The 25,523-nt window shown below is 37.6% G+C and carries 23 protein-coding genes; 13 read left to right on the forward strand and 10 right to left on the reverse strand.

Annotation, left to right across the window (positions count from 1 at the left end):
• Positions 1–1,175 precede the first annotated feature (1,175 nt).
• The 3 genes from ACFOWA_RS20300 to ACFOWA_RS20310 all read left to right on the forward strand — a co-directional run bounded on the left by ACFOWA_RS20300 (position 1,176) and on the right by ACFOWA_RS20310 (position 3,497).
• A complete protein-coding gene (locus tag ACFOWA_RS20300) occupies positions 1,176–1,802 on the forward strand; it encodes an ATP-binding protein (RefSeq protein ID WP_378988842.1) in 627 nt (208 codons plus the stop codon).
• A complete protein-coding gene (locus ACFOWA_RS20305) occupies positions 1,781–3,091 on the forward strand; it encodes a hypothetical protein (RefSeq protein WP_378988844.1) in 1,311 nt (436 codons plus the stop codon). The genes ACFOWA_RS20300 and ACFOWA_RS20305 overlap by 22 nt, the downstream gene beginning before the upstream one ends.
• 202 nt (positions 3,092–3,293) lie before the next feature.
• The gene (locus ACFOWA_RS20310) at positions 3,294–3,497 is read left to right on the forward strand and encodes a DarT ssDNA thymidine ADP-ribosyltransferase family protein (RefSeq protein WP_378988846.1); all 204 of its coding nucleotides are present in this window, start codon (positions 3,294–3,296) and stop codon (positions 3,495–3,497) included.
• 77 nt (positions 3,498–3,574) lie between these two features.
• Here ACFOWA_RS20310 and ACFOWA_RS20315 read toward each other — a convergent pair whose 3' ends face one another.
• From ACFOWA_RS20315 to ACFOWA_RS20325, 3 genes are all read right to left on the reverse strand, one after another.
• On the reverse strand, positions 3,575–3,748 hold the full coding sequence (locus ACFOWA_RS20315) for a hypothetical protein (RefSeq protein ID WP_378988848.1): 174 nt from the start codon (positions 3,746–3,748) through the stop codon (positions 3,575–3,577).
• Between the two features lie 152 nt (positions 3,749–3,900).
• Entirely contained in the window at positions 3,901–4,749 is an 849-nt protein-coding gene (locus tag ACFOWA_RS20320) for an MBL fold metallo-hydrolase (RefSeq protein WP_378988850.1), read from the reverse strand.
• Between the two features lie 141 nt (positions 4,750–4,890).
• Positions 4,891–5,478, reverse strand: a complete 588-nt coding sequence (locus tag ACFOWA_RS20325; protein WP_378988852.1) for a Crp/Fnr family transcriptional regulator — start codon at positions 5,476–5,478, stop codon at positions 4,891–4,893.
• 219 nt (positions 5,479–5,697) lie between these two features.
• On the opposite strand from ACFOWA_RS20325, the gene ACFOWA_RS20330 reads away from it, so the two are divergent.
• Positions 5,698–6,294, forward strand: coding sequence for an HD domain-containing protein (locus ACFOWA_RS20330; protein WP_378988853.1), 597 nt, complete (start codon positions 5,698–5,700; stop codon positions 6,292–6,294).
• A 62-nt stretch (positions 6,295–6,356) separates the two neighbouring features.
• Here the strand turns inward: ACFOWA_RS20330 and ACFOWA_RS20335 are convergent, their stop codons facing one another.
• From ACFOWA_RS20335 to ACFOWA_RS20345, 3 genes are read right to left on the reverse strand one after another with little or no spacing between them, the layout of a single operon-like run.
• A complete protein-coding gene (locus ACFOWA_RS20335) occupies positions 6,357–6,794 on the reverse strand; it encodes a GNAT family N-acetyltransferase (RefSeq protein WP_378988855.1) in 438 nt (145 codons plus the stop codon).
• Positions 6,795–6,798: 4 nt separating this feature from the next.
• The gene (locus ACFOWA_RS20340; RefSeq protein WP_378988857.1) at positions 6,799–7,233 is read right to left on the reverse strand and encodes a carboxymuconolactone decarboxylase family protein; all 435 of its coding nucleotides are present in this window, start codon (positions 7,231–7,233) and stop codon (positions 6,799–6,801) included.
• Between the two features lie 29 nt (positions 7,234–7,262).
• The gene (locus ACFOWA_RS20345; protein WP_378988859.1) at positions 7,263–7,754 is read right to left on the reverse strand and encodes a DoxX family protein; all 492 of its coding nucleotides are present in this window, start codon (positions 7,752–7,754) and stop codon (positions 7,263–7,265) included.
• A gap of 310 nt (positions 7,755–8,064) precedes the next feature.
• Here ACFOWA_RS20345 and pdxR point away from each other — a divergent pair, with 310 nt between their 5' ends.
• Positions 8,065–9,528, forward strand: coding sequence for a MocR-like pyridoxine biosynthesis transcription factor PdxR (gene pdxR / locus ACFOWA_RS20350; RefSeq protein WP_378988861.1), 1,464 nt, complete (start codon positions 8,065–8,067; stop codon positions 9,526–9,528).
• Between the two features lie 23 nt (positions 9,529–9,551).
• Here the strand turns inward: pdxR and ACFOWA_RS20355 are convergent, their stop codons facing one another.
• Positions 9,552–9,971, reverse strand: a complete 420-nt coding sequence (locus tag ACFOWA_RS20355; RefSeq protein ID WP_378988863.1) for a cupin domain-containing protein — start codon at positions 9,969–9,971, stop codon at positions 9,552–9,554.
• A 120-nt stretch (positions 9,972–10,091) separates the two neighbouring features.
• Here ACFOWA_RS20355 and ACFOWA_RS20360 point away from each other — a divergent pair, with 120 nt between their 5' ends.
• From ACFOWA_RS20360 to ACFOWA_RS20375, 4 genes are all read left to right on the forward strand, one after another.
• On the forward strand, positions 10,092–10,238 hold the full coding sequence (locus ACFOWA_RS20360) for a hypothetical protein (protein WP_154281220.1): 147 nt from the start codon (positions 10,092–10,094) through the stop codon (positions 10,236–10,238).
• Positions 10,239–10,453: 215 nt separating this feature from the next.
• On the forward strand, positions 10,454–10,846 hold the full coding sequence (locus ACFOWA_RS20365) for a transposase (RefSeq protein WP_378988865.1): 393 nt from the start codon (positions 10,454–10,456) through the stop codon (positions 10,844–10,846).
• A gap of 305 nt (positions 10,847–11,151) precedes the next feature.
• Positions 11,152–11,319, forward strand: coding sequence for a hypothetical protein (locus ACFOWA_RS20370; RefSeq protein ID WP_154281219.1), 168 nt, complete (start codon positions 11,152–11,154; stop codon positions 11,317–11,319).
• A gap of 736 nt (positions 11,320–12,055) precedes the next feature.
• A complete protein-coding gene (locus ACFOWA_RS20375) occupies positions 12,056–13,078 on the forward strand; it encodes a LacI family DNA-binding transcriptional regulator (RefSeq protein WP_378988867.1) in 1,023 nt (340 codons plus the stop codon).
• Positions 13,079–13,300: 222 nt separating this feature from the next.
• Here ACFOWA_RS20375 and ACFOWA_RS20380 read toward each other — a convergent pair whose 3' ends face one another.
• From ACFOWA_RS20380 to ACFOWA_RS20390, 3 genes are all read right to left on the reverse strand, one after another.
• Positions 13,301–16,639, reverse strand: coding sequence for a DUF5107 domain-containing protein (locus ACFOWA_RS20380; RefSeq protein WP_154281217.1), 3,339 nt, complete (start codon positions 16,637–16,639; stop codon positions 13,301–13,303).
• A gap of 12 nt (positions 16,640–16,651) precedes the next feature.
• Entirely contained in the window at positions 16,652–17,995 is a 1,344-nt protein-coding gene (locus ACFOWA_RS20385) for a sugar porter family MFS transporter (protein WP_154281216.1), read from the reverse strand.
• Positions 17,996–18,298: 303 nt separating this feature from the next.
• Positions 18,299–19,201 (reverse strand): AraC family transcriptional regulator, encoded by a 903-nt coding sequence (locus ACFOWA_RS20390; RefSeq protein ID WP_154281215.1) that lies wholly within the window; start codon positions 19,199–19,201, stop codon positions 18,299–18,301.
• Between the two features lie 323 nt (positions 19,202–19,524).
• On the opposite strand from ACFOWA_RS20390, the gene ACFOWA_RS20395 reads away from it, so the two are divergent.
• The 4 genes from ACFOWA_RS20395 to ACFOWA_RS20410 all read left to right on the forward strand — a co-directional run bounded on the left by ACFOWA_RS20395 (position 19,525) and on the right by ACFOWA_RS20410 (position 25,480).
• Positions 19,525–20,838 (forward strand): Gfo/Idh/MocA family protein, encoded by a 1,314-nt coding sequence (locus ACFOWA_RS20395; protein ID WP_154281214.1) that lies wholly within the window; start codon positions 19,525–19,527, stop codon positions 20,836–20,838.
• A gap of 116 nt (positions 20,839–20,954) precedes the next feature.
• Positions 20,955–21,917 carry a hypothetical protein gene (locus ACFOWA_RS20400; RefSeq protein WP_154281213.1) on the forward strand — a complete coding sequence of 321 codons (963 nt, stop codon included), beginning with the start codon at positions 20,955–20,957 and terminating at the stop codon, positions 21,915–21,917.
• Between the two features lie 50 nt (positions 21,918–21,967).
• Positions 21,968–22,882: an alpha/beta hydrolase gene (locus ACFOWA_RS20405; RefSeq protein ID WP_154281212.1), complete on the forward strand. Its 915-nt coding sequence runs from the start codon at positions 21,968–21,970 to the stop codon at positions 22,880–22,882.
• A gap of 42 nt (positions 22,883–22,924) precedes the next feature.
• Positions 22,925–25,480, forward strand: a complete 2,556-nt coding sequence (locus ACFOWA_RS20410; protein WP_378988870.1) for a glycoside hydrolase family 38 C-terminal domain-containing protein — start codon at positions 22,925–22,927, stop codon at positions 25,478–25,480.
• The last annotated feature ends 43 nt before the right edge of the window (positions 25,481–25,523 follow it).

Consider the following 25,523-nt stretch of genomic DNA (forward strand, 5'->3'; position numbering starts at 1 on the left):
AATAAACCAGAATAGATTGACCCCATCCCACCAGAAATATATTTACTGTAAATTATTGCTTGTCTTTGTTTTAGTATTTTGGCGAAGAAGGGTCAATTGAATTGGTTTTTCCATTTTACTTTTGAACTGATGAATTTTCAGGATGAGTATTTTGTAAAATATTCAGATAATAATGGAATGCCGGATCTAACCAGCAAGGGAATTACTTAAAGGCATACTTAAGGCACTTTCAGCCTTGTATAAAAAAGATATTTATTCTTCCACCAATCATCCGGGACTAAAACTTTATCCCGCTGAAGGTTTGGTTCCAGAGATGTTAGAGGTATGGAAAATATGGGAAACGGAAATGGATAATGTAGAATTTTTATCACAGCGCCAACGTTTTGTCTTCAGGTATTATGGCTAGCCCGGTATATTGGTAAATGGAATAATACTCCTAAACTGTCATTGATGCTGATTCATTCATCGTTGTTGCGTGCAATGTTTTTTTAGAAGAATGAAAATGATATCCGCGCGAATTGATTTCACTTTCTAATGATTTCCAGGCATTTCTGAAGAAGAACACTTGAATAAAATTTGATGTGCTTCTAATGTCCACACACTTGGATAGGTGCTAGGCTGTTGTTGAATTTCAATAGCGGACATGTCCAAGAAAACCATAGATCTTTCCGATAAGTAATTTCTCCATCACAAATTCTGCACGCTAGCTTAGATACATCATTCTATTCCTATGATATCCACTGAAGTGTTATGATAGGTGCAACTTATATATGAATTGGACTACTTTCATTTGTAAGCCCTTTAACAAATACTGTACTTCAATACGATCCTGAATCTAGTTTTCAGATGTCTTACATCAGTCTACGGGACCGAAGAAAAAAAGCTAATTTCCTTTTTTGCTGAACAGCACAGAATGTAGTTGCACGATCTGTTCACTTATTGATAAAATATAATCCTCTTCTTAGAACACGCTTTATTGCATTTTTAATGCTCATCGCAATTTATTCATGCTCTTAGCCTTTACTTCTATAAATATTGGCTTAAGCTAAACTGATTCTTTACTTGATAAACCGCAGGCGGGATAGTTGTATGCCCTTCAAGCTTATTTCATATACCGGGTCAGCTGAGGATTTTCTGCTAATAAATATTTTCAAAGTTCACTTTGATAGACAATTATGAAAGATACTACTAAAATAGTTCAGGGAACGCTGTTCGAAGATGATTATCTTATTCGGACTTTAGGTAATTTGGGCACACTTCCCGAAGTTGCATTAATCGAACTGGTAGCTAATGCCTGGGATGCTGGCGCGACGCAAGTCGATATCTTTATACCTCAGGAAAAAGGTCAAAAGATTACCATCGAGGATAATGGAACTGGATTATCAAAGGAAGATTTCTATTCAAGATGGATGAAGCTGAGCTACAACCGCCTTAAACATCAGGGTAAGATGGTGGAATTTCCAAAGGGCGTTGACCTTAAGCGACATGCCTATGGTAGAAATGGCGTTGGACGACACGGCCTGCTTTGTTTCAATAATGAGTATAAGGTAATTACCAATAAGAACGGACTGCAAAGTACTTTTATTTTGAGCACAAAGAGTGAAGACCAACCCTTTGTAATTAAATCGGAAACGTTCAAGAAATCCGTAAAGAATGGCACAAGGCTAGAAGTAGTTGTTGCTAAAAACCTACCTGACCCAAAGATGATTCTTGAGGTAATTTCCGCCAGGTTTCTCCATGACCCGAAATTTAAAGTTTCCATCAACCGGGAAACCATCAGTTGGAAGATCATAAAGGCCTGATAGAGCCTGTCGCAATCCAGGTTGGTGAGATCAAGCTCAATATAAATTTGATTGATGCCAAGAAAGCCCGTAAATCTACCATATATCAAGGTATCGCCATTTGGCAAAGCGGGAGGCTTGTAGGAGAACCTTCCTGGATATTAGGCAACATCATGGTTTTGGATGGCAGGTCCCAGGAAGCCAAAAGATATTCCGTAGTCGTTGAGACTGAGGATTTAGCGGATTACATTCGCGAAGACTGGACTGGGTTCAAAAGAGATACCAAGCTTGATGAGGTTTATGAGGCGATAAACAATGTTGTTCAAGACCTGTTCTTGAAAATCGCCAAGGATAGTATCAACGAGCGGACCCTGCAGATCAGAAAGCAATATGAAAATCAATACAATGATCTAAGTCCTTTAGCCAAAAATGAATTCAATGAGGCTATTGAGCACATCTCCGTTTCCAATCCAACGGCTAAGCAGGAATCTATTGCGCTCGCCTTGGAGACTGTTCTGAACCTGGAAAAAACACGTAGCGGACATGAGTTGCTTGTTAAACTTTCCAATCTATCAGGCGAAGATGTTGATGGTCTGAATACGCTGCTTGAAAACTGGAGCATTAAAGATGCGTTGACCGTGCTCGATGAGATTGACAACAGAATCACCGTGATAGAAGCAATCAGAAAACTTGCCAGCGATCCGGCAGTAGATGAACTCCACGTTTTGCACCCTTTGGTGGCGAGCGCCCGCTGGATTTTTGGCCCCGAATATGATTCTCCGGAATTTTCTTCAAATAATCAGCTTCAAACGACCGTGGAAAAGGTTTTTGGTAAAAAGCTCAAGAAAAACCTGTTTAATAATAACAGGAAACGCCCGGACATTGCTGTAATGGGAAATTCTACATTTTCCATTACAGCAACCACAGATTTCGATCATGAGAATGGTTTAAGTGCTATTAAGAAAATACTCATTATCGAACTCAAGCGCGGCGGGTTCAAACTGGGTAGGGAAGAAAGAAATCAAGCTGTTGGCTATGTGGAAGATTTCGGAAATTGCGGCACTTTAATCGGAACTCCGTATATAAACGCATACGTGGTAGGAGAAAGCTTTAGTGAAAAAGTGCAGCCAATTCAATCCATCGAGAATGAAAATAAGGTTGAGATTGGTAAGGTTCAAATTTGCCTTTTTTCACAGATCGTCGATTCATCCGAACGCAGGCTATTCAATCTCAGGGAAAGACTTAATGAAAGATATGCCGATGTGACGGGGATTGAACTCTTTAATCAACAAAAGCGTCTGGCAATTTAGCGCTTTGGAAAACAATGCTAAGATCTGTCTGAAATTCATGCTAAGGAGATGGTCATAGTGACAATAATTCTTCCAGTCTCTTGCCTGGAAAATGGTTGGGCCAGCCGTCATCTATAGATAATGTTAATTAGTGGAACTATTTCTATTCTGATCCAGTATCGCTATCTTGCAACTTAATCCATCAATCTCAAACTAACTCTTTATGGCGGGAAGCATTCCTAATCCGTTGTGGCTTTACAGAATAATACATTGCGATAATTTAGAATATATCTTAAAAAATGGCATCTATGTCAGGGGGCATAAAAATCAAGACCCCAATTACGTAAATATTGGAAACCTGGATATCATCAATGTCAGGGATAACTTTGAGGTGAAACTTGACGGATATGTGGATAAATCAGAGTAGATTGACCCCCTCTCGCCGAAAATAAAATTGTCATAAAGTTCTGCTTACCTGTCTGTTAGGGAATTGGCGGGAAGGGGTCAAATGGATCGGTTTGTCCAGTAAGTCCCTGAATAGGTGCCATAGGCAAAAATTTTGTCACCATCGGCAACATAATCTTCAATGGTTACTTTATAAGCTATCCATTCTGTAGCCAGGCGTTGAAACACGTTAGCTACAATAGCTTCGAAACCAACCCCCTGGCCTCGGTCCACGCGGCGTTCTCATGTAAAAACCTAGCAAGGTTCGCAGCATTCTCCTCAGCTGTACCTTCATAAGTACTTTTTACGATCTCTAAATTTGTCATTGTATTAAATTTAAAAGCCGGCCAGGCATTTTTCCTGTGTCGGGCCGGCAGTGATTTATTTTACCATTTCATTTCCCCGGTATTTACTTTAGCGCCAATCTGCAAAGCAGTTTCAAAGGCGAGGTTGGGATATTTCGCTTTGATCGTTTTAATTAATTCGGCCGAAGTTTTATTTGTTCTTAGTGCTTCCTGGTAAAATTGCAGATAATCTTCAGTAAACTTTATCGATTTAAGATTAAATGACGATGCACCTGTTCCATGTGCAGGGATAACGATCTCTGGTTTTAAAGCTGCTGTTTTTTGCAGGGCAAGCAACCATTTACCACGCGGGTTCACTTCGGTCGACTCCTTGTCGTCGGCCATCCACAAATGGAAATTATCACCGAAAACGTTGATCCCGCCAACCACAGCTTTTATAGATGGGATCCAGATAAACGTTCTTTGTGGAAACTCGTTTAAACCAATGATCTCTAATTTTTGTCCTTCCAGGTCAAGGCTGGTGCCTTTTATGATCTGTGGCAGTATTATATTTTTGGTGATCGCATCACCCACCTGGCCTCCCCATACACCTAATTTCTTTTGTGCCGTGGCTTTAATATGTTCAACTGTTTCGGTCGTCGCATAAACAGTCACACCAGGGAAATATCTTTTAAAAACTTCCAATCCAAAATAATAGTCAGGGTCGCCATGAGATACATAAATCGCGGTTAGCTTTTTACCTGTTGATTTAATCTCTTTTGCAACATTTTCGGCATCGGCCAACGTAAACTGGGCATCGATGAGTATTGCATCTGTCTTACCGTATACAATAACAGAAGCAACACCTATGCCTGCTTCATTGGCGTGATAAACTTTCAATTGCAAAGGTTGCGCATCAATTGTTTTGATGCTTTGTGCTTGAGTTTCCATAGTAAATATACTTGTTAAGGTTAACATTATTGGAGATAATACGCTTAAAAATTTCATGGTTCAATTATTTATTTGACTATGCAAATATCCATAGTACTGAAGTAGTAAAGATTGAACAAGTTCAATAAATGAAAAAAGGTCTTATTTTTTTTGAACGATCTTTTTCCTGATCTTACTTAAAAACTCATGAGAGATACCCAGGTAGGCGGCAATTTGAATATTAGTTAGCCGTTGAGCGATCTTTGGGTATTTGTCAATAAATTCGATATAGCGCTCATCAGCGGTCTTGCTTAAATTTCCAAGCATTCTGCGCTGTAAGGCAACAAAGGTTTTCTGCCCCATGATCCGGAAAAGCCGCTCCACTTTAGGCAACTGTTCATAAAGCATTTCCTTGTCTTTTTTGTTGATTAACAGTATTTCACTGTCCTCCAATGCTTCAATGCAAAGTTGCGCCGGGGTTTGGTTGGTAAAGCTATCTATATCACCTATCCACCAGTCTTCCACAGCGAAATAAAGGATATGCGCTAGTCCTTTATCATCAGTATGATAGATTTTGAAGCATCCCTTGGTTACAAAAGCTTCAAACCTGCAAATTTCTCCTGCTTTGAGCAGCAATTGTTTTTTGTTCACCTCCTTTACTCTAAATGGTTTGCAAAACTGTTCCATCTCTTCAGCTGTCAGGCAGATATGTTTGGCTACATTCTGTTGAAGAAGGTCTGTCATCATCATTGAAATTACAAATATTTTTTATCAAATGTGATTTTTTACTGGCGTGGTTTCAACTGTTATAAATTCCGCAACATCGGGAAAATATCTGCTTTCCGCTAAAATTTGTATTTTTACCCATATTACTTTGATAGTGTCGTACCTTCAAAGGTATTTAACTGGTTGGCACTAACGCCAACCTCTTTTTCTTTTTACCGGAGAACAGTGATAGTTTATATAACAATGGATTCAAATAATTTAATAAAACAGATCGATTTTATCAAAGAAATTGATAAAATCAAATATATACAACGGAAGACCAAATTATTTAACAGCGATAGAAACGAAAATGATGCTGAGCATAGCTGGCATTTGGCTGTCATGGCAATTATTTTAGCAGAGCATTCAAATAGAACTATTGATATCTTGAAAGTCATTAAAATGGTTCTAATACATGATATCGTCGAAATTGATGCAGGAGATATTTTCATCTATGATACTCAAAAAAAACATTCCAATACAGACGAAGAACGAATAGCAGCAAATCGGATTTTTGGATTGCTGCCAAAGGAACAATCCGAGGAATTGATTGCCATATGGGAAGAGTTTGAAGCCGGAAATACTGATGAAGCAAAGTTTGCGAAATCGATGGATAGACTTGAACCATTACTTCAAAACATTTCTAATCATGGAGGAACCTGGACTGAATTTGGGGTGAACTATGACAAAGTTTACGAAAAGAAGAAAGTTATAAAGGAAGGTTCAGATACAATATGGAATTATGCGGAAAGCCTAATTGAAGAAAGTGTTAAGAAAGGTATTTTAAATCGTAACTCTTAATTTCAGAGACTTCATCGCAGTTCAATTCTTAATGGATAAACCAATGTGCTTTTTGTTTGCAATCAGCTGATCAATTTAGCAAAGTGATTGCAAGCCAGGAAATATCCTTTATTCAAATATAATCGGTGTGCAGTATGGAGATCATAGCCACTGTCAAGATGAATAGTTTTTATTCCTTGACTTGCTGCACGGCTGGCAACATGATCCAATAAAGTTCCTGCATAGCCTTTACCCCGGCATTCGGAAAAGGTAAATAGATTGTCAACATAGATTACCGGTCCAGTACGTAATAAATTCATAATACGGTAACCGATAAATGCCCCGGCTTTAGTATTGTCTGCATTAGGAATAAAAACTAATTCAAAACCTTCCTGAGTAATCATTTGATAAACATGATCAACCACTTTTTCTGGATCTAAGCTTTTACGGAATTCCAGGATTGCTTCCTTACAAAATTCAATATCCGCTTTAGTTTGCGCTTTGAGGCATGTTAAGGTCATGTGCTTAAGATTTATTATTTACCGGGTGCATATTCAGACCGACGCCAAGCCTGTTCCATGAATTAATATTGATCGCTGCCGTGATCAGATAGGCTGTTTTTTGCTCACCGAATAGTTCGATGGACTTATTGTAAACCTCGTCGCTGATACCATGGTTTCTGATTTGCGTAATTTCTTCAGTGAGCTGCAAAATGACTTGTTCTTCTTCGGTAAACCACTCCTTTGCCTCGCGCCAAGCGCTTAGCACATAAATACGCTTGGGATCTTCTCCATATTTTATGGCATCATTGCTATGAATATTTAAGCAATAGGCGCAGCCGTTCAATTGGGATGCTCGGAGTTTGATCAATTCCAAATACAGCGGTGGTATCCCTGTCTTTTTGATTAAGGTATCTATTTCCCGCAACAACTTGTAGCTTTCAGGAAATGCTTCGTTCATTTTTAACCTGTTCATATAATTGTTTTAATTTATGCGTTTTTAACTGCGATATAATCATCTATGCTCCATTTATAATGGCCGATTCCCGAAAGGACAAGGGCGGCTCCCGTGAAAACAAATACAGGGTAAGTGAAAGGCGCGCCAATGTTTAAAAATATGGCCATGCATAGGCCAAAACCAAGAGTCAGGATAGCTGCCCCTAAAGCGATCTGCTTGATCTTTAAGCCGACAATCAGACATATGCCAAACACTACTTCAGAAACTGTAGCGGTCAATCCCATTATATTAGCAGATGGTCTGTTTAGAAAGGGCATTAAAATATTGGAATAATCAATAAAATGTTTCCAGTCGCCCCAGGCAACTCCACTCGAACCATGAGCACCCATCCAGCCTAATCTGTCCATCACAGGCAGTAAAAAGCCAAGGCTAAGCGCAATGCGTAAAAATAACTGGGCGATCCCTGAAGAATTTTTCATTTGTTCTATTTTTAGAAATAGCAAAGTTAAAGGACGTAAATTCATGTTTGGGGTACCAGTCGATAGGAATCAGGTGGTCCAGTTAGTAAATCCGATAACTGGAACATCGGGATTGCTCGTTAATTGAATTTTAAACGCCTGCTTTTAGAATGAATACGGTAACTGGCTCAGAAGGGGACCACCAAAAGCCGAACCAAACTTTAGTATACATTGGACTCTTTTCTAAAGAACAATTAAAACACAATTGATTCAGTCTTTGCAAAGGATATTTAAGAAATCAATAAACGTTTAGGACAGTATTGATATAAATTGTATTTTTATTGCATACCTGCCAACCAGTTATCTGAAAGTTAATATGCTGCCTTTCCAAAATCTGATCCTTCCTGACAGAGACAAGATTTTTCCTATTTATAAGCAGATCACTAACAGATTGATCAGCCTGATACAAGAGGGAACTATTCAGCCAGGAACCTATTTCCCAGGGACCCGGCAAATGGCACATCTACTGAATGTAAACCGTAAAACAGTGATCAATGCATATGAGGAACTTTTATCTCAGGAATGGGTTGAGACCGTGCCCAGAAAAGGCTATCGGGTAATTCCCGAGTTACCCGTGATTAAACCAAGATCGTTTCAACCTAAAAATCATTTTATTCCAGCTGTATCTGGAGATTTAAAGTATACCAGCTTAGTCTCTCCGGTTGAGGCAATAAAAATAACTAGTGAAGATATTGTGGTTAATGACGGTTTCCCGGATGTCAGACTGGCTCCCTTTAAAGAAATCAGCGAGGTATATCACGATCCGGTGAGCAGCAAAAAAATAAAACAGCTGATGGCCCTGCGTGACGAAGGTGGCTTAGAGCTACTCCGGGAATCAACCAGTATTTTTCTCAACGAAACAAGAGGACTTAATATAAGCAAGTCAGATATTATAATAACCCGCGGGGCGCAAATGGCCATTTATATTGCCACAATGGTGCTCGTAAAGCCCGGAGACAATGTTATTGTCAGTGACCCTAATTACTCATTCGCTACAGAGATCATGGTAAATGCCCGCGCAAACATTATTACCATTCCTGTAGACCAAGAAGGAATTGATGTAGATCAGATAGAAAAGGTCTTAGAAAAACAGGCGGTTAAGCTGTTATATGTTGTGCCGCACCATCATCATCCGACCACAGTAACCATGTCCGCTAACCGGAGACTGAGATTGCTCCAATTGATTGATCAACATAATCTCTTTTTAATGGAGGATGACTACGATTATGATTTTCATTATAAGAACAGTCCCATCCTTCCTTTGGCCAGTGCCAGTCATAATGGCAAAATTATTTATATAGGGTCATTTACTAAACTAATTGCCCCCTCGGTAAGAGTGGGGTACTTAATCGCTGCACCCGAAATAGTAAAAAAAGCTATCCACCTTAAGCGGCTTATTGACCTGCGGGGCGATACCTTTATGGAATATATGCTTGCTCAGATGATCATTAAGGGAGACCTCAGTCGCCATATCAACAAATCCAATAAATTGTATGCACAACGATGTGATCTTATTTGTGATCTTTTAACCCGGAAACTGAGTCATGCTGTCGAATTTACCAAACCACAAGGCGGTATGTCCGTATGGCTACGATTCAGAGATAAATATCCAATCAACAAGGTGCTTGCTGATGCAGCGCGCAATGGCCTATTGTTGATCGGAACAACTTTTCAAAAAAAGGGTGATGTCAACGATAACGGCTTACGTTTTGGGTTTGCATCTCTGAGCGAAGAAGACATGGAATGTGCTGTTAATATCTTGTCGAAGATCACCAAATAAGCCATAGTTAACCCTTCACCTTATTAATGGCCGGGAGCTATAAATGGCTTCCCTTTAGGTCCAATAAAATATACCAATAGCTTGGCATCTTTTGTTGAACTTAGGTTCTTTGTCCCTTTATGGATTTGATTGGGAACTTCGTAGAAGGCATCTCCCTGCTTGAAACGATGGGTCTTACCATTAAAGTTCATTTCCACTTCGCCTTCCAATACATAACCAACCGTAGGGATCGGGTGTATGTGCGCTCCAGAAACTTCACCTGGTGCGATGGTTACCACTATTACCGTAATTTCCTGGTTTTTCAAATCCGTGGTATTCATCAATTGTTTGAAAATCACCTTGGCAGGTGTTTTAGTTACGTTCAGTGTTTTTGAATCATGTTGTGCATGTGCTGTTACAAATTCTGCACACATTGCTAAAATGATTAGTGCGATCTTTTTCATAGTTAATGATTTAATGTAAACTCAATTATTTGAATGTGGCAGCAAAGTTAAAGCACTGCATGATGTCTGAATGGGTCCAGTAACGACGATGGCTAGGGTCCAAGAATCCAGAACCAAACTTTGGGAGCTGTAGAAGGGATGGGTGCATTTTCCGCTGAATGGCCCGATGGAGAGGAGCTAACAGATATGCTATTTTTCTATAATCAATTGGCGGAATTGCTTAACCTAAGCTATGTATTTACCCAAAAATTTGAGCAGGATAAATAGCGTCTTTAATCCCTCATGAGGATCAAATAGAATTTTGTTAGTGATTCGATTATCTAGGATTGTTATTAAAAGCAAGTAACTAAGAGCCTGTTTAAAAATAGTTTGATTTTTTTGTTTATGTGCATAAGTTGATAAAAAAGCTACCGCTACGTTGGGGGAAACATATTAATTGTGAATCACTACAAACTCAATTAGATATGACTTATCCGACCAACATGAGCGATAGCCAATGGCAATTTATAAAAAAGACCTTGAATTTGTGTAGTCGCAAGCGGAAGTACAGCCTTAGGATAATATGGAATGCCATCCACTACCTTGTGAAAACAGGTTGTCAATGGCGGATGCTGCCCAGCGATTTTCCAAATTGGCAACTGGTTTATTATTATTATAAAAAATGGTCTGACCTGTGCCAATTGGACATTCTCTTAGAAAAACTACGTGAAAAGGTAAGGTTCGGGCTGGGCCAGAATGCAGAGCCAAGTTTGGGCATTCTTGACAGCCAAAGTGTTCGTTGGGGGAACAACAAGGCGCTAAATAGTTTTGACGGCAACAAAAAAGTAAAAGGGATAAAAAGACATGTGGTGGTTGATAAGAAAGGTTTTTTATAGCCATAATGGTTACGGTAGCGCATGTACATGATAGTAAGGTGGTTATGTTATTGATGCGGGTGCTTAGGGATTTTCTTTGTAGTATCAAGATCATAATTGCCGATGGCGGTTATAGAGGAGAAATTGGACAAACCGATTAATTTACCCCCTTTGCACCAATTTTAATTATTTGTAAGCTCATTAAGAAATAACCTTTTACGACAAGAATATTTTCGGCAAGATAGGGTCAATTGACAGCGGTTTATCCATTTACAGGGGACTCACTACTTGAAACAAAAGAAATAAACGGTTATGTGAAATATAACATGGTCGATAAGGAGCAGAATAAAAATTACAATAGCAAACGCCCGTTTTCAGCAAGCAACCTATATTACAATGATCAAAAAGATACCTATAACTTTCCGATGGGACAGCCAATGAATACACTGGGGATACCAAAAGAATTACAGCAAGTGGTTTTGAGCAGATCCTAAGAAAATAATATGCAAAAAATTGCATGGGCTGCCCGCTGAATTAGTCACTAGTCTTACGTAACACGTTGCTCAATAAATTTTTCTACAATTGGAGTACAAAATTGCATTAGATGGTTCATGAAAATAAATCGATGTCATGTACTCCGTATATGTTTCTAATATGTATTTAAACGGTATGCTAAAATGAAAGCACAGAAAGAGAGATGAGGATTTAAATTTTATTAAAGTAATTACAGTGCAGTTTATCCTGAGCATTTTTGGCTTCATCATGCAGAATGCTTGAGGGTTTATTGAAACTAATATGGGTATTAGCATTGAGAAAAAAATGTTTTGGTGTAATTACATATCTCTAAACATACCAGTTCAATATAGAATATGTTTAAAGTTAATCAATTAGATATGATCTGAGCTTCAGTAAACTGATCGAACTTCGTTCTTATAAACAGTTTGTTGTTAATTAGCGAGACTGACTTGGAACAGGTTAATATACGCTGCTCAATGATTAGATGGTATATTGCTCTCACCAATTAAAAGGCTTTGTAAGTAAAACCTTCTAAAGTAGCTATCCCATCTATTGTCTATATATAAACCTTCGCAGAAACACGAACTAAGTCGATTAATAATGATATTAGTATCTAAAAAAACTAACTGGCATTCTTAAATTTGAGCCAACCAATGAGCGCTTTCAGGTCTGCCGTTCTTTTAAAAAAAATGATATATAAAAATTTAGCGCAACATGGTTAATAAAATTTCGATGAAAGATATTGCGATAAAATGTGGGACATCAATAACGACTGTATCTTTTGTCATCAATGGAAGAGCAAACGAGAAAAAAATTAGCGAAACGATGACTGCCAAAGTAAAGAAGGTAATCACGGAATTGGGCTATCAGCCACATTCCATGGCGCAGGGACTTAGGACGGGGAAAAGTAAAACTATAGGATTTCTGGTTGACGATATCTCCGAGCCATTTTTTAGTGGAATCGCTAAATATTTAGATGAAAAGGCAACGGCTAGCGGCTATAAAATACTTTTCTGTTGCACAGGAAATGACCCTAAAAAGGCCTCTGAGCTTATTTCCATGCTTAACGATAGGAGTGTAGATGGCTATATAATTGCTCTTGCGGAAGGGGTAGAGCAGGAAATAAGTAAACTACTCGAAAAAAACATCCCCATGGTACTCTTTGACCGATATTTATTGGACCTTAATACCGATTATGTTATTGTAAATAATATAGATAGCACGTATGCCGCAACAATCCATCTTATTAAAAATGGTTATTCACGAATAGCGTTTGTCGGGCCTCAAACTACTCAGCAGCAAATGATCGATCGTTGCACGGGCTATCAACGTGCAATAAAAGATTATGGCATGGTTGAAAGGGTTATATACCTTTCCAGTCCAATAGAACACGGAGGAGGGTTTTGGGATATAATTAAAGGAAATGACAAACCAGATGCATTTCTTTTTGCAGCCAATTATATTACCATGCAAGCTCTGCGTCTCCTCATATCAATAGACCCAAAACTTTTAGAGCAATTTGCTATGATATCCTTTGATGATATCGAGATCCTCCAATTTTTGCCAGTACCAATTACCGCTATCGTGCAACCTCTCGAAGAGATTGCCGTAGGGATAATGGACATTCTGTTGACCCGACTGGGTGAGTCCACTCAAGAAGCTAAAATACACAAAATTATATCTACTAAGATGATAGTTCGGAAGTCTTCCGATAATAGGAATGTTGTCAGAGCATAGTCGTAAATTCATATTGAATAACATTCTGCTTGGCCAATATGCTAGACAGAATAGCAAGTTCCATTAAAAAAGTAAATATTAAATGTTTAAAAATTACTACTTACAGCTTTTCCTTTCTTAATTATCTTTAAGAATATGGTCCGCACGGAGACAGTAGCTTGACCATGTGAATAGTTAGTAACAGTCGTTTTCTATTTTGATGGTGATTAGGTTTTCCTGACCTTACAGCTCATTTTTTGTGACAGATAAATTTGTGAGTAAATTATAATGTGATTTTGCACCACTGTTCATTTCGTCAATGGCTAATATGTTTTCAAAAAATTCTTCAGCCTTTTTGTTTTCGCCTATTCCATAATACCCTAAACCAGCAATATATAGACAGTGAATTTTGTTATTGATATTCAAATCGGTTTCAAAAATCAATAAATCAGGTAGCGAAACCGCGAAATAATCTAAAGTTACTTCCTGTGCCATATTTCGCTCTCCATAATTAACTAATTTGTTAAATATATTCTCAGCTTTAGCTAATTGCCCTAGTTTAACCCATGCACAACCTTGATAAAATATTTTATCTGGCCGCTGATCATTATAAAACAAGGCAATCCCTGGTTCGTCTTGACCGATAGTGGCTTTTCCCCAAAATTGCTTAGCTTTTTCTTTCTCCTCCAAACCTAGGTAAGCACAGCCTAGCCAATAAAAAATATCGTTTTCTTGTGCTCCAGGAAGTTTCCCTTCTCCCAAGTTTTCTGGATAAAACTGTGCCTTTTCTAAAAGACCAATGGCTTTGCTATAATTTTTTTCAGTAATATTTTGCTTGGCTATTTCTACCAAAGCAAAAATATATTGTTCAGCAACTTTTCCTTCGCCGCCTTCCCAAGGATGAAATTTACGACCCTTGAGTAAATCATAAGCTTTTTCATAGTTGCCCAAAATGTTTTGGATACTTACTATTTCTAAATAAAGATCATCTCTCTGCTCAGCAACTACTTGATTTTTCATTAAAAATTCTAATCTTGATTTTGGAGTTCTATTCAGTCTTTTATAAAGCGAATCTAATTCCATCAACACCCTCGGATCTTTAACATTTAATGCAAAGGCTTTTTCATAATAACTAAGGGCATCAATTTCATTATGCATTTTGTTATAATAAGCCAGACCTAAATTCCGGTTTACAGTAGCAAATTCAGGATCTAATTCTGCTGCTCTTTCCCATAAAGAAATTGCTAAATCATATTGTTGCTTATCGTAATATAAATTTCCTAAATAGTATAAAGCTTTACCATCTTTTGGGTTGTTTTCAATTGCTGCATTTAAAACTAAAATATCCTGTAGGCGATTAGGGAAGCAATAAGCACTAGCTGCATTAGCGGCCTTCTGAAGGTGCTTAACCACTAATTCTTTATCATTTAACTGCAAATAAGCAAAAGCAATATAATAATTAATCAGAGGTTCATCCCAGTTTTTAAATGCAACTAATTCCATAAAATCAATGGCTTTTTGATATTCACCCATACCAAAATAATCAATGGCATACTCAATGGCATTATGCGATGTTTGTCCACTTAATTTGATAAGCTCTGCTTTTGTTTCACTGGCATTTTGATCTTCCCCAGCTTCTTTTGCCAATAAGTAACGCTCATAGCGGGCAGTCAAGTTAAATAAATCTTTTTTTAAAGCTTGTTCAATTAATTCGAGCGCTTGTTTTTTAAATCCTAGTTTATTTAAAGCAGCAGTTTTTATCACATAAGCTTTACCGTTTCGGGCATTTCTATCAATAGCCCAATTAATATGTGGTAAACAATCCTCAAAATTGCCTTTTACGAAATCAATTTGGGCAATATAGTAATAGGCTGAATCTTGATAAGCCTTATCCCAACTAGCCTTAAAGAAATTAGCGTAAGCTGCATCCGTTTCATTAAGGAACAATTGTGCTAGGCCTAAATTATAATAGGGTTCGCAATTGTAAGGATTTGGGTTTCGACTGGTAATTGTTGCAACAGCATTTTTAAAATAAGGAACACTTTCTGCAAATAATCCTTTTTTAAAATACCAAAGGCCAACTGCATTATTGTTTCTAATGTCACTTGGATTTCTTTTCAAAGCTTCCAAATAATATGGCATTGGCCTAAAAGTAGCGTGGCGATATTGCTCTAAATGTTGACCCGTTAAAAATAGTTCTTCTGCACTTTCTATTTCGTCTGGTTGCAATGCCGGCTTTGCAGCTTCAGGCAATTTCTCTGAGCTTTCATCATCGCTAGGGTTGTGTTTTAATATTTCTTTACCATCTTTTTTAAAGATATAAACCTTAAACTCTTTAATATCTACTTGGTTTAAAAATTCAATTTCCTCTATAAATACGTTTTCAGGAGATAATTCCAGTTTTTTGCTTAAACATATTTCCTCACCCTTAATCAGGTTAATTTTTAATTCCTGTGTTGAGGTAACGAATATTTTTACTGTTACTATATTTCCTACGGCATCAATACTTAGCAAAATATCTTTAGAGGCATTTTTAACTACGCCCAGCTCGCGGTATGGCAGAAAATACTGGGTAAATATTTTCTCTTCAAAAGGTTTTAACCAAGTAAAATCTGGTTGGTTATCGGTAAAAACTCCCGCCATGAGTTCGATATAGGGCCCATCTTCATCAGTTAAATTTCTATCCCAAGCAAGCCCAAAATCTCCATTTCCCCATGTCCATTGCTTTTTGCCTGGGGATACATGGTGATCTGCGATATGGAGCATGCCTGCCTCAATATCATGCTCATAGCCTCCTAAAAAATTATACTTGGAATTTACCGCCATGTAAGATGTTGGCACTGGAATATTCTTATAGTTAGAAATATCAGTTCCTGGAGAATAATCTACTTTGTAATAAGTACCTGTTGCGATTGGAAAGCTAGAAACATCTCTTTTTCCATGATCGAAAACTGCGTTCACATCAGGAGGAAATACCGACTGGTAGTCATCATGAACTTTAACTGCAGGATTTGCCCACCACAAAAAGGTTTGAGGTGTACTTGTTAAATTGCTCAATTTGGCATTAATTTCTAAATATGCCTTATCAGGATGTAGTGTAAATCCTGCCATACCTTTTGTGTGGAACATTTTTTCTATTTCATTTACCCAAATTGTTTTGCTTCCATCTTCATTTTCTTCAATAGCATATCCTACAGCCTCATAAGTGCTCGGCCTATGATGTTGTGGCCAGTTAAATTCTATACCACCAGAAATCCAAGGGCCACACAATCCCACCAACGCAGGTTTAATTACTTGATTATAATAAACAAAATGTCTATTCTTGATTTTATCAAATGCCATTTGAACCCTACCTCCAAGTTCAGGCAAAATCATTATTTTCAAATATTTGTTCTCTAGGTAAACAGCATTGTATTCTTTATCAGCTTTTTCATCGAAAATTTTTTCTATCACTGGGTTTGGATAAACCACCCCACTACTTCCCTGATATACACGTTTTTCAAAAAACATAGGGTTCTTATCAGGTTCGCCAACCTCGTATGTCGGAATGTTAACTTTTTCAGTCCAAGCCTTTACGTTCATATTAAATCTTAATTAATGTCCGATGAAATTATTCTCCAGTTCTTCCAATGTCTGCCCTTTGGTTTCTTTTACTTTACTACGCACAAACAAAAACCCGATTACACAAATGCCAGCATAGATGTAAAAAGGAGTATAGGCACCTAACTTACTGGCCAAAATTGGAAATGTAAAAACAAGTAAAGCATAAGACAACCATAATGAGATTACTGCCACTGATGTAGCCGCACCCCGAATTTGTGTCGGAAATATTTCGGAAATTAGCACCCATGTAACTGGGCCTATTGTCATAGCGTAAACTCCAATTGCAGCCAATAGTGGCCAAGCTGCTAGTGGAGATTTTGTTTGTAGCAAAAAGCCACTTATGATATATAAAATTGCCAATCCTAAGCAACCTAATATCATTAATGGCTTACGACCCAACTTATCTACTTGCCACATGGCTAAAAGCGTAAAAACCAAGTTAACTATGCCTATAAAAACGGTTTGTTTTAATTGGTCGTCAGTAGTAAAACCTACACTTTCAAAAATAGTGGTCGTAAAATTAAATACTACGTTTATACCACAAAACTGTTGAAATACTGCCAATCCAATTCCTACAAATACCGCTGGCAAAACCGCTTTCTTAAAAACGGCAGCATAGCTGAATTTTACGGAGACGCCTTTTAAAGAATTTTTAATGTTGGTTTCTGTTTCCTTTACAAAATCGCTATTGCCTATTTTAGCTAAAATAGCTGCTGCTTTTTCATTTTTACCTTCTTTAAGCAACCATCGTGGGCTTTCTGGCAGCCTAATGATTCCCAATAAAAATATACCTGATGGTACTGCTCCAAGCCCAACCATCCATCTCCAAGCGTCTGGTCCGTTATTTCTTAGAGCGTAATTAACTAAATTAGTAATTAAGATGCCAATAACTATAGTAAGCTGATTGATGGCCACCATACGCCCTCTTGTACTTGCAGGAGCTACTTCTGCTATGTATATTGGCGATAACATGGAAGCCATTCCTACACCTATGCCCGCAACAAAACGTGCAAAGACAAACAGGTCCCTATTATGTGAAAACGCCATTGCCAAGGAAGAAATAAAAAAAATTGATGCAGCTAGCATTAAGCCTGGCCTACGGCCATATTTATCTGAAAATGATCCAGCAACTAGGCAGCCAATTACACAACCTAATGCCAATGAAGCAGTTGCAAAACCTTCCCAATAGGCGTTAAAGGAAAATTGTTCTTTTAAAAAGGGAAGCGCACCGGCAATAACTGCAAAATCAAATCCAAAGAGATAACCTCCAAGTGCCGAAATAAAGGAAATGAAAATGATATAACGAGTGTTAAACATGGGGTTGCTTTTGTTCATAACAATAAATTAATAGATGGTTCTTGATACAATAGTAAAGATATAAAGGTGCTTAATCAATGGACTTAAATCTTAAAATAATAGACAAAATTATCATTCAGGTTATTTCAAAACCCATATAATATCAATGTAAGTACACGACAAAAATTAAACCACGTAGATATGAGTATTGATATATGAGTATTGAGACAAGATGCAATTTACATCAAGCTAACATAGGAGGCTAATACTAAAAATTGCCATTAACAAAAATGTTCGATATATCTTTTAAGCGATCAATTAACATCAATTAAGTATTTCAGGTCATCTAACAGCTGTTTTTTGTTCTCGATATGTTGATGGAGAACAGCTCATTATTTTTGTAAATAAGCGAGAAAAATAATATTGATCTTCAATGCCTAACCTTAATGCTATTTCTTTGATCCTGAGATCCGTAAATTGTAAAAACTGACAAGCTTTCTGTATTTTAAGGTGATTAAAATATGCTACAGGCGGAAAACCAGTTTTCTTTCTAAAAACTGCAGAATAATTGCTTGGTGAACTGTTTACGTGTTCTGCTAGTTCCTTTAGGGACAGTGACTTGAAAATATTTTCTTGCATCAGTTGAATTGATAAGTCAATAATGTCGGGCGTGTCAAGCGCTAGATTAGGTGTAAATTTTTGGTTGAATAAAAAAGAGCCTAAAAATTGAGGGAATAATAGATTCACATAGCTAATATTTTCGAAACTATAACCTTTCTCCAAGTTTTGGTATAACTTGTTAAACAACTCAATTCTACTATCCGTGAAAGGAACACTCGCTTTAAAAGACCCAAATTTATTATAGATCTGCTTTATAATTTCATCTGTTTGTTCACCTTTAAAATGGCACCAATATATGGTCCATGGGTTTTCAATGTCTGTCTGATAGGCGTGAGGTTTTCCAAAAGGGATTACAAAAAAATCTCCTGGGTTAATGGTGTACTTGTTTTTATCAAGTGTTACCTGGCCCTTGCCTTCCACACAATAAATTAAAATATTTTGTTCAACTCCAGCTCTCTTTCTATAATGAAATTTGGCTTTCGGATAATATCCAATATCTGTAATGAAAGCCTTATCTATGATCTTGTTCTTAATGCAGAATTGGTTGATTATGGATTTTGGAAGAACGATGGCCATTTGACCTTCAAAACCATCCTTTTTAAAATTCCCATGTATATTCTTCATCTATCAATGTTAGAAAAATGTTTTAACAAATCAAGTTTTTGTTATACCCTATATTCTAGCTTTTGTTCATTTTTTTTAGACTGTTTGAGCTTCGAATAAGCTAATACAAATTAAAAATTGCAACCATATACTCCCATGCAATTTTTAATTTGTATTAGTTCATGTATAAGCTGTGTAACAATATGTAGTTCACGTACCTTATCTAATACAAAAGAAATTGAATTTCAGAAAGATGGAATTACAATAAAAGGATTATTTTTGGTTTACCAATTATTTGGGGCGCCAATTATAAACTTTAATAACCAAATTAGAATCAAACTACGATGAACAGGAGAAAATTTGTAAAAGATACAGCTATAGCAACAGCTGGAATAACTATTCTTAATTTCCCTGTTTTTGGGAAAAACGCACCCAGTAACAAAGTACAGTTAGCAGTAATGGGTTTAAACGGAAGGGGCTCTTTCTTGGCAAGCAGTTATGCTAAGCTTGAAAATGTGGAGATCGCCTACATTTGTGATGTCGAAGAAAAAGCGATACAAAAAGGCTTCAACGCGCTTGTTAATGAGAAAAGAAAGCCAACTTTGGTAAGGGATATTCATGACTTGGTTAAAAAGACAGATTTCGATGCTTTAATTGTAGCGGCTCCAGATCATTGGCATGCGCCAGCTGCACTTCTTGGTGTTGCGAACAATAAACATGTTTATGTAGAAAAACCATGTGGCCATAATGCGCATGAGGGCGAATTGCTCGTACAGGCAATGTCAAAACACAAAAAATTAATTCAAATGGGCAACCAGCGCCGTTCGTTCCCTACAGTGATGGAAGCGGCTAATCTATTGAAATCCGGAATTATCGGGAAACCTTATCTTGGGAAAGCATGGTATGTAAATAATCGTAAATCTATTGGTCATGGTGATATTATTCCTGTGCCAGCTACTTTGGATTTCAACTTATGGCAAGGACCTGCACCACGATCTGCCTATAAAAGTAATTTAGTTCATTATAACTGGCATTGGTTCTGGAACTGGGGAACGGGCGAAGCTTGCAACAATGGTACCCATGAAATTGATGTTTGCAGATGGTTTTTGGGCGTAGATTTTCCAACAAAAGTTACTTCTGCTGGCGGACGCTATGCATTTAAAGATGACTGGGAAACACCAGATACGCAAATTGCCACTTTTGAATTCGGCAAAGAAAAGGCAATAACTTGGGAAAGCAGAAGTTGTAATCAATACCCAGTAGAAAAAAATAGTCGGGGTGCAACAATTTATGCCGAAAACGGAACATTAGTTTATGATGGGGCGGCGGGAAGCAAATTTTACGATGCTGATAATAAACTGATTAAAGAAATTAAATCTGATAGTAAGGCTGACGCTAACAATCTTTTAAGCTCAACTGCGAGTTTAGACCTTTATCATTTTCAAAATTTTGTTGATTCAATCAGGGGTAATGCTCAGCTTAATTCACCGGTTTCGGAAGCTTATAAAAGTGTGCTCTTGTGTCACTTGGCAAATATATCGCAAAGAACAGGTGATACCTTGCACTGTAATGCTGCAAATGGCCATATTATTAATAATAAGGCCGCGGAAAACCTGTGGTCTAGAAAATATGAAAAAGGCTGGGAGCCTAAAGTTTAAGGTATAGAAACTAAGCGTATTATTAATTTAAAAAGTATAAAAAATAAAAAATGATTTCAATAAATAAACCCGTTTTTAAGCAAAAAATAGTATACATAGCGGTAATAATATCAGTTATGTTCACCTTTAATAATTCTTATGGGCAGGGAGCTAAAGGAAGTTCAAAAGGGAAGCCCGCCAAACCCGAACTTATTTTTCAATCAGGATTTGAGGGCACCTCGAAAGTTATACCTTTTAAAGGGTCTGATAATGACATTATTGGAAAAGATACCAAGCTAAATGGAAAAAATGATTGGGTAGCAGACTTGGAGAAGATTGGTGGAGGACAATTTAACTTACAATACACTGGTGGCGATTCTACCAAAAGGATTGCCCAGATTATCCCCGAACCTGGAAACATTAAAAACAAGGTGTTGATGTTTAGTATTAATGATAGTTGGTTAGCTTCTGAAGGGCAGCAAAAAGCAAGGGTACAAGCCAATATTTACGGTATTAAAAAAGGATATAAAGAATTTTACCAATCTGTTAGGATGTTTATTCCGGCCGATTTTAATGTGCTTAGAAGCTTTCCTGAGCCAATAAAATGGTTAACCATTTCAGAATTCTGGAATAACGAATGGTGGGTAAGCACAGAAAAATACGGTTTCAGGGTAACATTGGGCATAGGTAAGCCTAAAGCTGAAGAAAGTGATTTTAACTTTATTCTCAATGGCGAAAATGCTGGTCAGAAAGAAGTTTGGAAGGCTGATAACACAGCCATTAAAGTACCTGTGGGAAAATGGTTTACCATGGAATATTATTTTAAAGACGGAGATGCTCAAAATGGAAGATTTTATATGGCCATAACGCCTCAAAATGGTAAAAAACAAGTAGTATTTGATGTTCACAACTTTACACATAACACTACTGATATGAATTCTGATGGACTTACTGGTTATAATCCAATGAAATTATACACGTCTAAAGAGTTGGTTGCTTTTGGTAAGGCACACAACACCCCACTACGCATTTATTGGGATGATTTTAAATTATGGAAAAATAAAACACCAGAGAGTCAAATGGCTAACGGTAAAGATTAATCCCCATCTATCCAGTAATCAATTGATAAGTCTCTAAAATATAACCAATCATGCTAAAGCACTGTACGTTTTTCCTCTTACTTTTAACATCGTTTGCAGCAAATAGCCAAGCAATTATTCCCTTGTATACAAGCAGTATACCCGGTGCTAAAAGTTCATCAGTAATAGAAAAAATCGAAACTACAGCTGATGGTAAAGTGCAAGTTACGGGAGTTACCGTTCCCACGTTAACGATGTATCTTCCAGAGAAAGAAAAAGCTAATGGTGCTGCTATAATTATTTGTCCGGGTGGTGGTTACGGTTTTTTGGCCATGTCTTTAGAAGGATATAGCTCGGCGCAAGAATTTCAAAAAATGGGTATAGCCGCTTTTGTGTTAAAGTACCGTTTGCCGAATGATAACATCATGGAAAATAAAGAAACTGGTCCTTTGCAAGATGCCCAACAAGCAATAAAACTTATTCGCAGCCAGGCTAAAAAATGGAATATTGATACCGCAAAGGTAGGAGTAATCGGTTTTTCTGCAGGCGGACATCTGGCATCTACTTTGGGTACACACTTTGACCGTCCGGTAGTTCCAAATTTATCAAGTGTTAGTTTAAGGCCAAATTTCATGATGCTACTTTATCCCGTTATCAGCTTTGATCAAACTATCGCCCATTTAGGTTCTCGCACTAAATTAATAGGAAATTCGCCTACGGCAGCTATGATTAATACTTACTCAAACGAAACGCAGGTTACTCCACAAACCCCGCCTACTTTTATCGTGCATGCGAGTAATGACGGTTGGGTGAAGGTAGACAATAGCCTAATTTTTTATCAGGCACTGCTCAAAAACAAGGTGCCAGTAGAAATGCACTTATACACTAAAGGTGGCCACGGTTTTGGACTTAACAATAATAGTACAAAAGACCTTTGGATAGACAGATGCCACAACTGGTTGTTGGCAAGCGGTTTTATTAAATAAGTTCAGCTATCGTTATAATTTACATCCACATCTTTATTTGAAATGAAATATACCCTTCTACTTTGTTTTTTGTCAACCATTGCTTTTGGTCAGCAAAAAAAGATTTATATCGCCTTAGATGATCATACCGACTATGTGTGGACAGGTGATGAAGAAAAATATAAAAACACTTTTTTAGAAACACTCGATTATTATATCAAGCTTAATGATTCTACTGCTAAACAGCCCTACGCTTATCAAAATAAATGGAATTGCGATGGCTCTTACTGGGTGTATACGTATCAGAAAAACAAAAGCCCCGAGCAGTTTAACAAGCTAATTACCCAAATAAAGGCAGGCCAGATTACCGTGCCGTTAAATTCGATGATTGTTTTAATGGGTGCTGCACCAGCAGAAGCGACGTTAAGAGACATGTACTATGCAGGATCATTAAAGCGCAAATACGGCCTTGATATGCCTTTGGTATTAAATATGGAAGATCAAGTGCTGCCCTTGGGCTTGTCGTCTTTATGGGCAGGATCAGGGGCCAAATATTCCTGGAGGGGAGTTTGTGCATGTGCATCAAAAGTAACTGGGCTCGAGACCAGAAAAAATCAGATGTATTGGTATAAAGGGCTCGATGATCAGCAGGTTTTGATGAAATGGTATGCCGTTAACCCAGCTATAATTACAAAAAGAAAGGATCATCGCTACTTTATGGGTACTTATCTTGAAGCCTTTAATCCAGAACACGCAGTAGAAGATTGTAAAGATTTAATGCGCGATACCAAAAATTACCCGTATTCAATTTCAGGAGCTTTTGGCAAAGGAGGCGACAGTCTTAAAACCCTTACTAATACCTTCCCTAAAATAGCCAGAGCAAAAACTGATGCCGATTATCAGGTTATTGTATCTAACGAGATAGATTTTTTTAAGGATTTTGAAAAACAATATGGTAACAAACTACCGTCTGAAACTTTTTCTTATGGCACTACCGAGTGGGGAAACAGTTTTGCTTCTCTGGCCGAAGTTTCGGCTTCAGTAAAACGGTCAGTTGAAAAGTTAAGGGCCGCGGAAGCTTTGTACACCCTTGTTGCTTTAAAAGACAAAAAGTTTGCCTCAAATCTGGAGGACATGAAGGAGAAAGCATGGTTTGCCTGTGGAATGTATTTTGAACACGACTGGACAGCCGACGGCCCATACATTACCCGCAAACAACGTGCAGACTGGCAGCGCAAAGTTGCGACACAGTTAAACAGTTATGTAGATACGCTGTATAGCCAATCTAGTAAAAGACTAGGGGAGTTAGTTACTAAGCAAGCCAACGGAAATGAAGCGTTTTATGTATTTAATCCGCTAAGCTGGAAAAGAACAGATTATAGTGACTATTTATATCGAGGTAATGCCAATGTAACCGTAATTGACAAAACGAGCATGAAAGCGGTGCCTTCGCAAATCATTATGAAAAAGAATCAATCTTATTTACGGATCCTGGCTTCAGATGTGCCTTCGCTCGGCTATAAAGTTTTTGAAATTAGAAAAAATACAACCACAACCTGGAAAAATGGCTTAAGTGCAGCTGGTAATACCATTGAAAACGAATATTATAAAATTACCCTGACTGCCCAGGGGGTTGTAACCAGATTATGGGATAAGCAGAACAAAAAGGAATGCATTAAGCCTTTTAAGAAAATGTATTTTAACGATCTGGGGTCAGGTTTAGCGGACGAAGGCGAGCCGATAAGGATTGAAAACAGAGGCCCAGTTTCTGTTACGCTAGTGGCATCATCTTACAAACCCATTAAGCATACCTCTAAAATAACGTTATTTGCAGGCAACGAGCGGGTTGAAATAGAAAACTACATCACCCAAAACCTAGATGCCAAACCAGTTACCTATTCATTCGCATTAAATATTGATAAACCAGAAACCTGGCATGAAGAAGCTGGTGCTATTTTAAAAGCGCAAACAGTAGCTAAAGGCGGGCATTATGCCGATAGTATTTGTCGGTTAGACTGGTTGGCGATGAACCATTTTGCGGATATGTCTGATAAAAATTATGGAATGGTGTTATCAAACCGCGATGCCTATTTTATGAAAACGGGAGAGAGTAGCGTAAGTAATTTTGATGATAGTACCGCATTAATCAAGGTATTGGCCGCTGGACAAATAGATGAGGGCCTAGGCATCATAAATCAGGATGGAGATTCGTATTTTGAAAACTTTCTCGCTTTAAAGCCTCATACAGGAAGTTTTAAGGCTGCTGATGCGATGCGTTTTTCTCTTCAACATCAAAATCCTTTAGTGTCACATCAAATTACTGGTGGCTCTGCTTATCCTGAAAAACAATTCTCTCTTTTTTCTATATCAGACCCAAATGTACTGGTATGGGCATTAAAACCCGCGGAAGAAGGGATTGATAAAGGCATTGTAATGCGGGTATGGAACCTGGCAAATGAAGAAATAAATTACGCGATAAAAGGTAATACTTCAATTTTAAAAGCGAGTAAGATTACCCATATTGAAACAGATGACGAGCCGATTAAAACAGGTGAAAATGACTTGAAAACTGTAATTGGGCATAACCGAATACAAACATACAAGCTGTTTTTAAAGTAAAAAAAGGTGGCTGAACAAAATTAGTACCAATAGATAAACGCAA

This window comes from Pedobacter lithocola, assembly GCF_042650845.1.
Classification (GTDB): domain Bacteria; phylum Bacteroidota; class Bacteroidia; order Sphingobacteriales; family Sphingobacteriaceae; genus Pedobacter; species Pedobacter lithocola.

Coding starts and splice junctions, on each gene's coding strand:
- pdxR (WP_378988861.1), top strand. CDS start 8,065: ATGCTGCCTTTCCAAAATCTGATCCTTCCTGACAGAGACAAGATTTTT.
- ACFOWA_RS20310 (WP_378988846.1), top strand. CDS start 3,294: ATGGCGGGAAGCATTCCTAATCCGTTGTGGCTTTACAGAATAATACAT.
- ACFOWA_RS20355 (WP_378988863.1), bottom strand. CDS start 9,971: ATGAAAAAGATCGCACTAATCATTTTAGCAATGTGTGCAGAATTTGTA.
- ACFOWA_RS20325 (WP_378988852.1), bottom strand. CDS start 5,478: ATGATGATGACAGACCTTCTTCAACAGAATGTAGCCAAACATATCTGC.
- ACFOWA_RS20375 (WP_378988867.1), top strand. CDS start 12,056: ATGGTTAATAAAATTTCGATGAAAGATATTGCGATAAAATGTGGGACA.
- ACFOWA_RS20340 (WP_378988857.1), bottom strand. CDS start 7,233: ATGAACGAAGCATTTCCTGAAAGCTACAAGTTGTTGCGGGAAATAGAT.
- ACFOWA_RS20365 (WP_378988865.1), top strand. CDS start 10,454: ATGAGCGATAGCCAATGGCAATTTATAAAAAAGACCTTGAATTTGTGT.
- ACFOWA_RS20370 (WP_154281219.1), top strand. CDS start 11,152: ATGGTCGATAAGGAGCAGAATAAAAATTACAATAGCAAACGCCCGTTT.
- ACFOWA_RS20390 (WP_154281215.1), bottom strand. CDS start 19,201: ATGAAGAATATACATGGGAATTTTAAAAAGGATGGTTTTGAAGGTCAA.
- ACFOWA_RS20405 (WP_154281212.1), top strand. CDS start 21,968: ATGCTAAAGCACTGTACGTTTTTCCTCTTACTTTTAACATCGTTTGCA.
- ACFOWA_RS20380 (WP_154281217.1), bottom strand. CDS start 16,639: ATGAACGTAAAGGCTTGGACTGAAAAAGTTAACATTCCGACATACGAG.
- ACFOWA_RS20395 (WP_154281214.1), top strand. CDS start 19,525: ATGAACAGGAGAAAATTTGTAAAAGATACAGCTATAGCAACAGCTGGA.
- ACFOWA_RS20300 (WP_378988842.1), top strand. CDS start 1,176: ATGAAAGATACTACTAAAATAGTTCAGGGAACGCTGTTCGAAGATGAT.
- ACFOWA_RS20330 (WP_378988853.1), top strand. CDS start 5,698: ATGGATTCAAATAATTTAATAAAACAGATCGATTTTATCAAAGAAATT.
- ACFOWA_RS20385 (WP_154281216.1), bottom strand. CDS start 17,995: ATGAACAAAAGCAACCCCATGTTTAACACTCGTTATATCATTTTCATT.
- ACFOWA_RS20345 (WP_378988859.1), bottom strand. CDS start 7,754: ATGAATTTACGTCCTTTAACTTTGCTATTTCTAAAAATAGAACAAATG.
- ACFOWA_RS20410 (WP_378988870.1), top strand. CDS start 22,925: ATGAAATATACCCTTCTACTTTGTTTTTTGTCAACCATTGCTTTTGGT.
- ACFOWA_RS20320 (WP_378988850.1), bottom strand. CDS start 4,749: ATGGAAACTCAAGCACAAAGCATCAAAACAATTGATGCGCAACCTTTG.
- ACFOWA_RS20400 (WP_154281213.1), top strand. CDS start 20,955: ATGTTCACCTTTAATAATTCTTATGGGCAGGGAGCTAAAGGAAGTTCA.
- ACFOWA_RS20335 (WP_378988855.1), bottom strand. CDS start 6,794: ATGACCTTAACATGCCTCAAAGCGCAAACTAAAGCGGATATTGAATTT.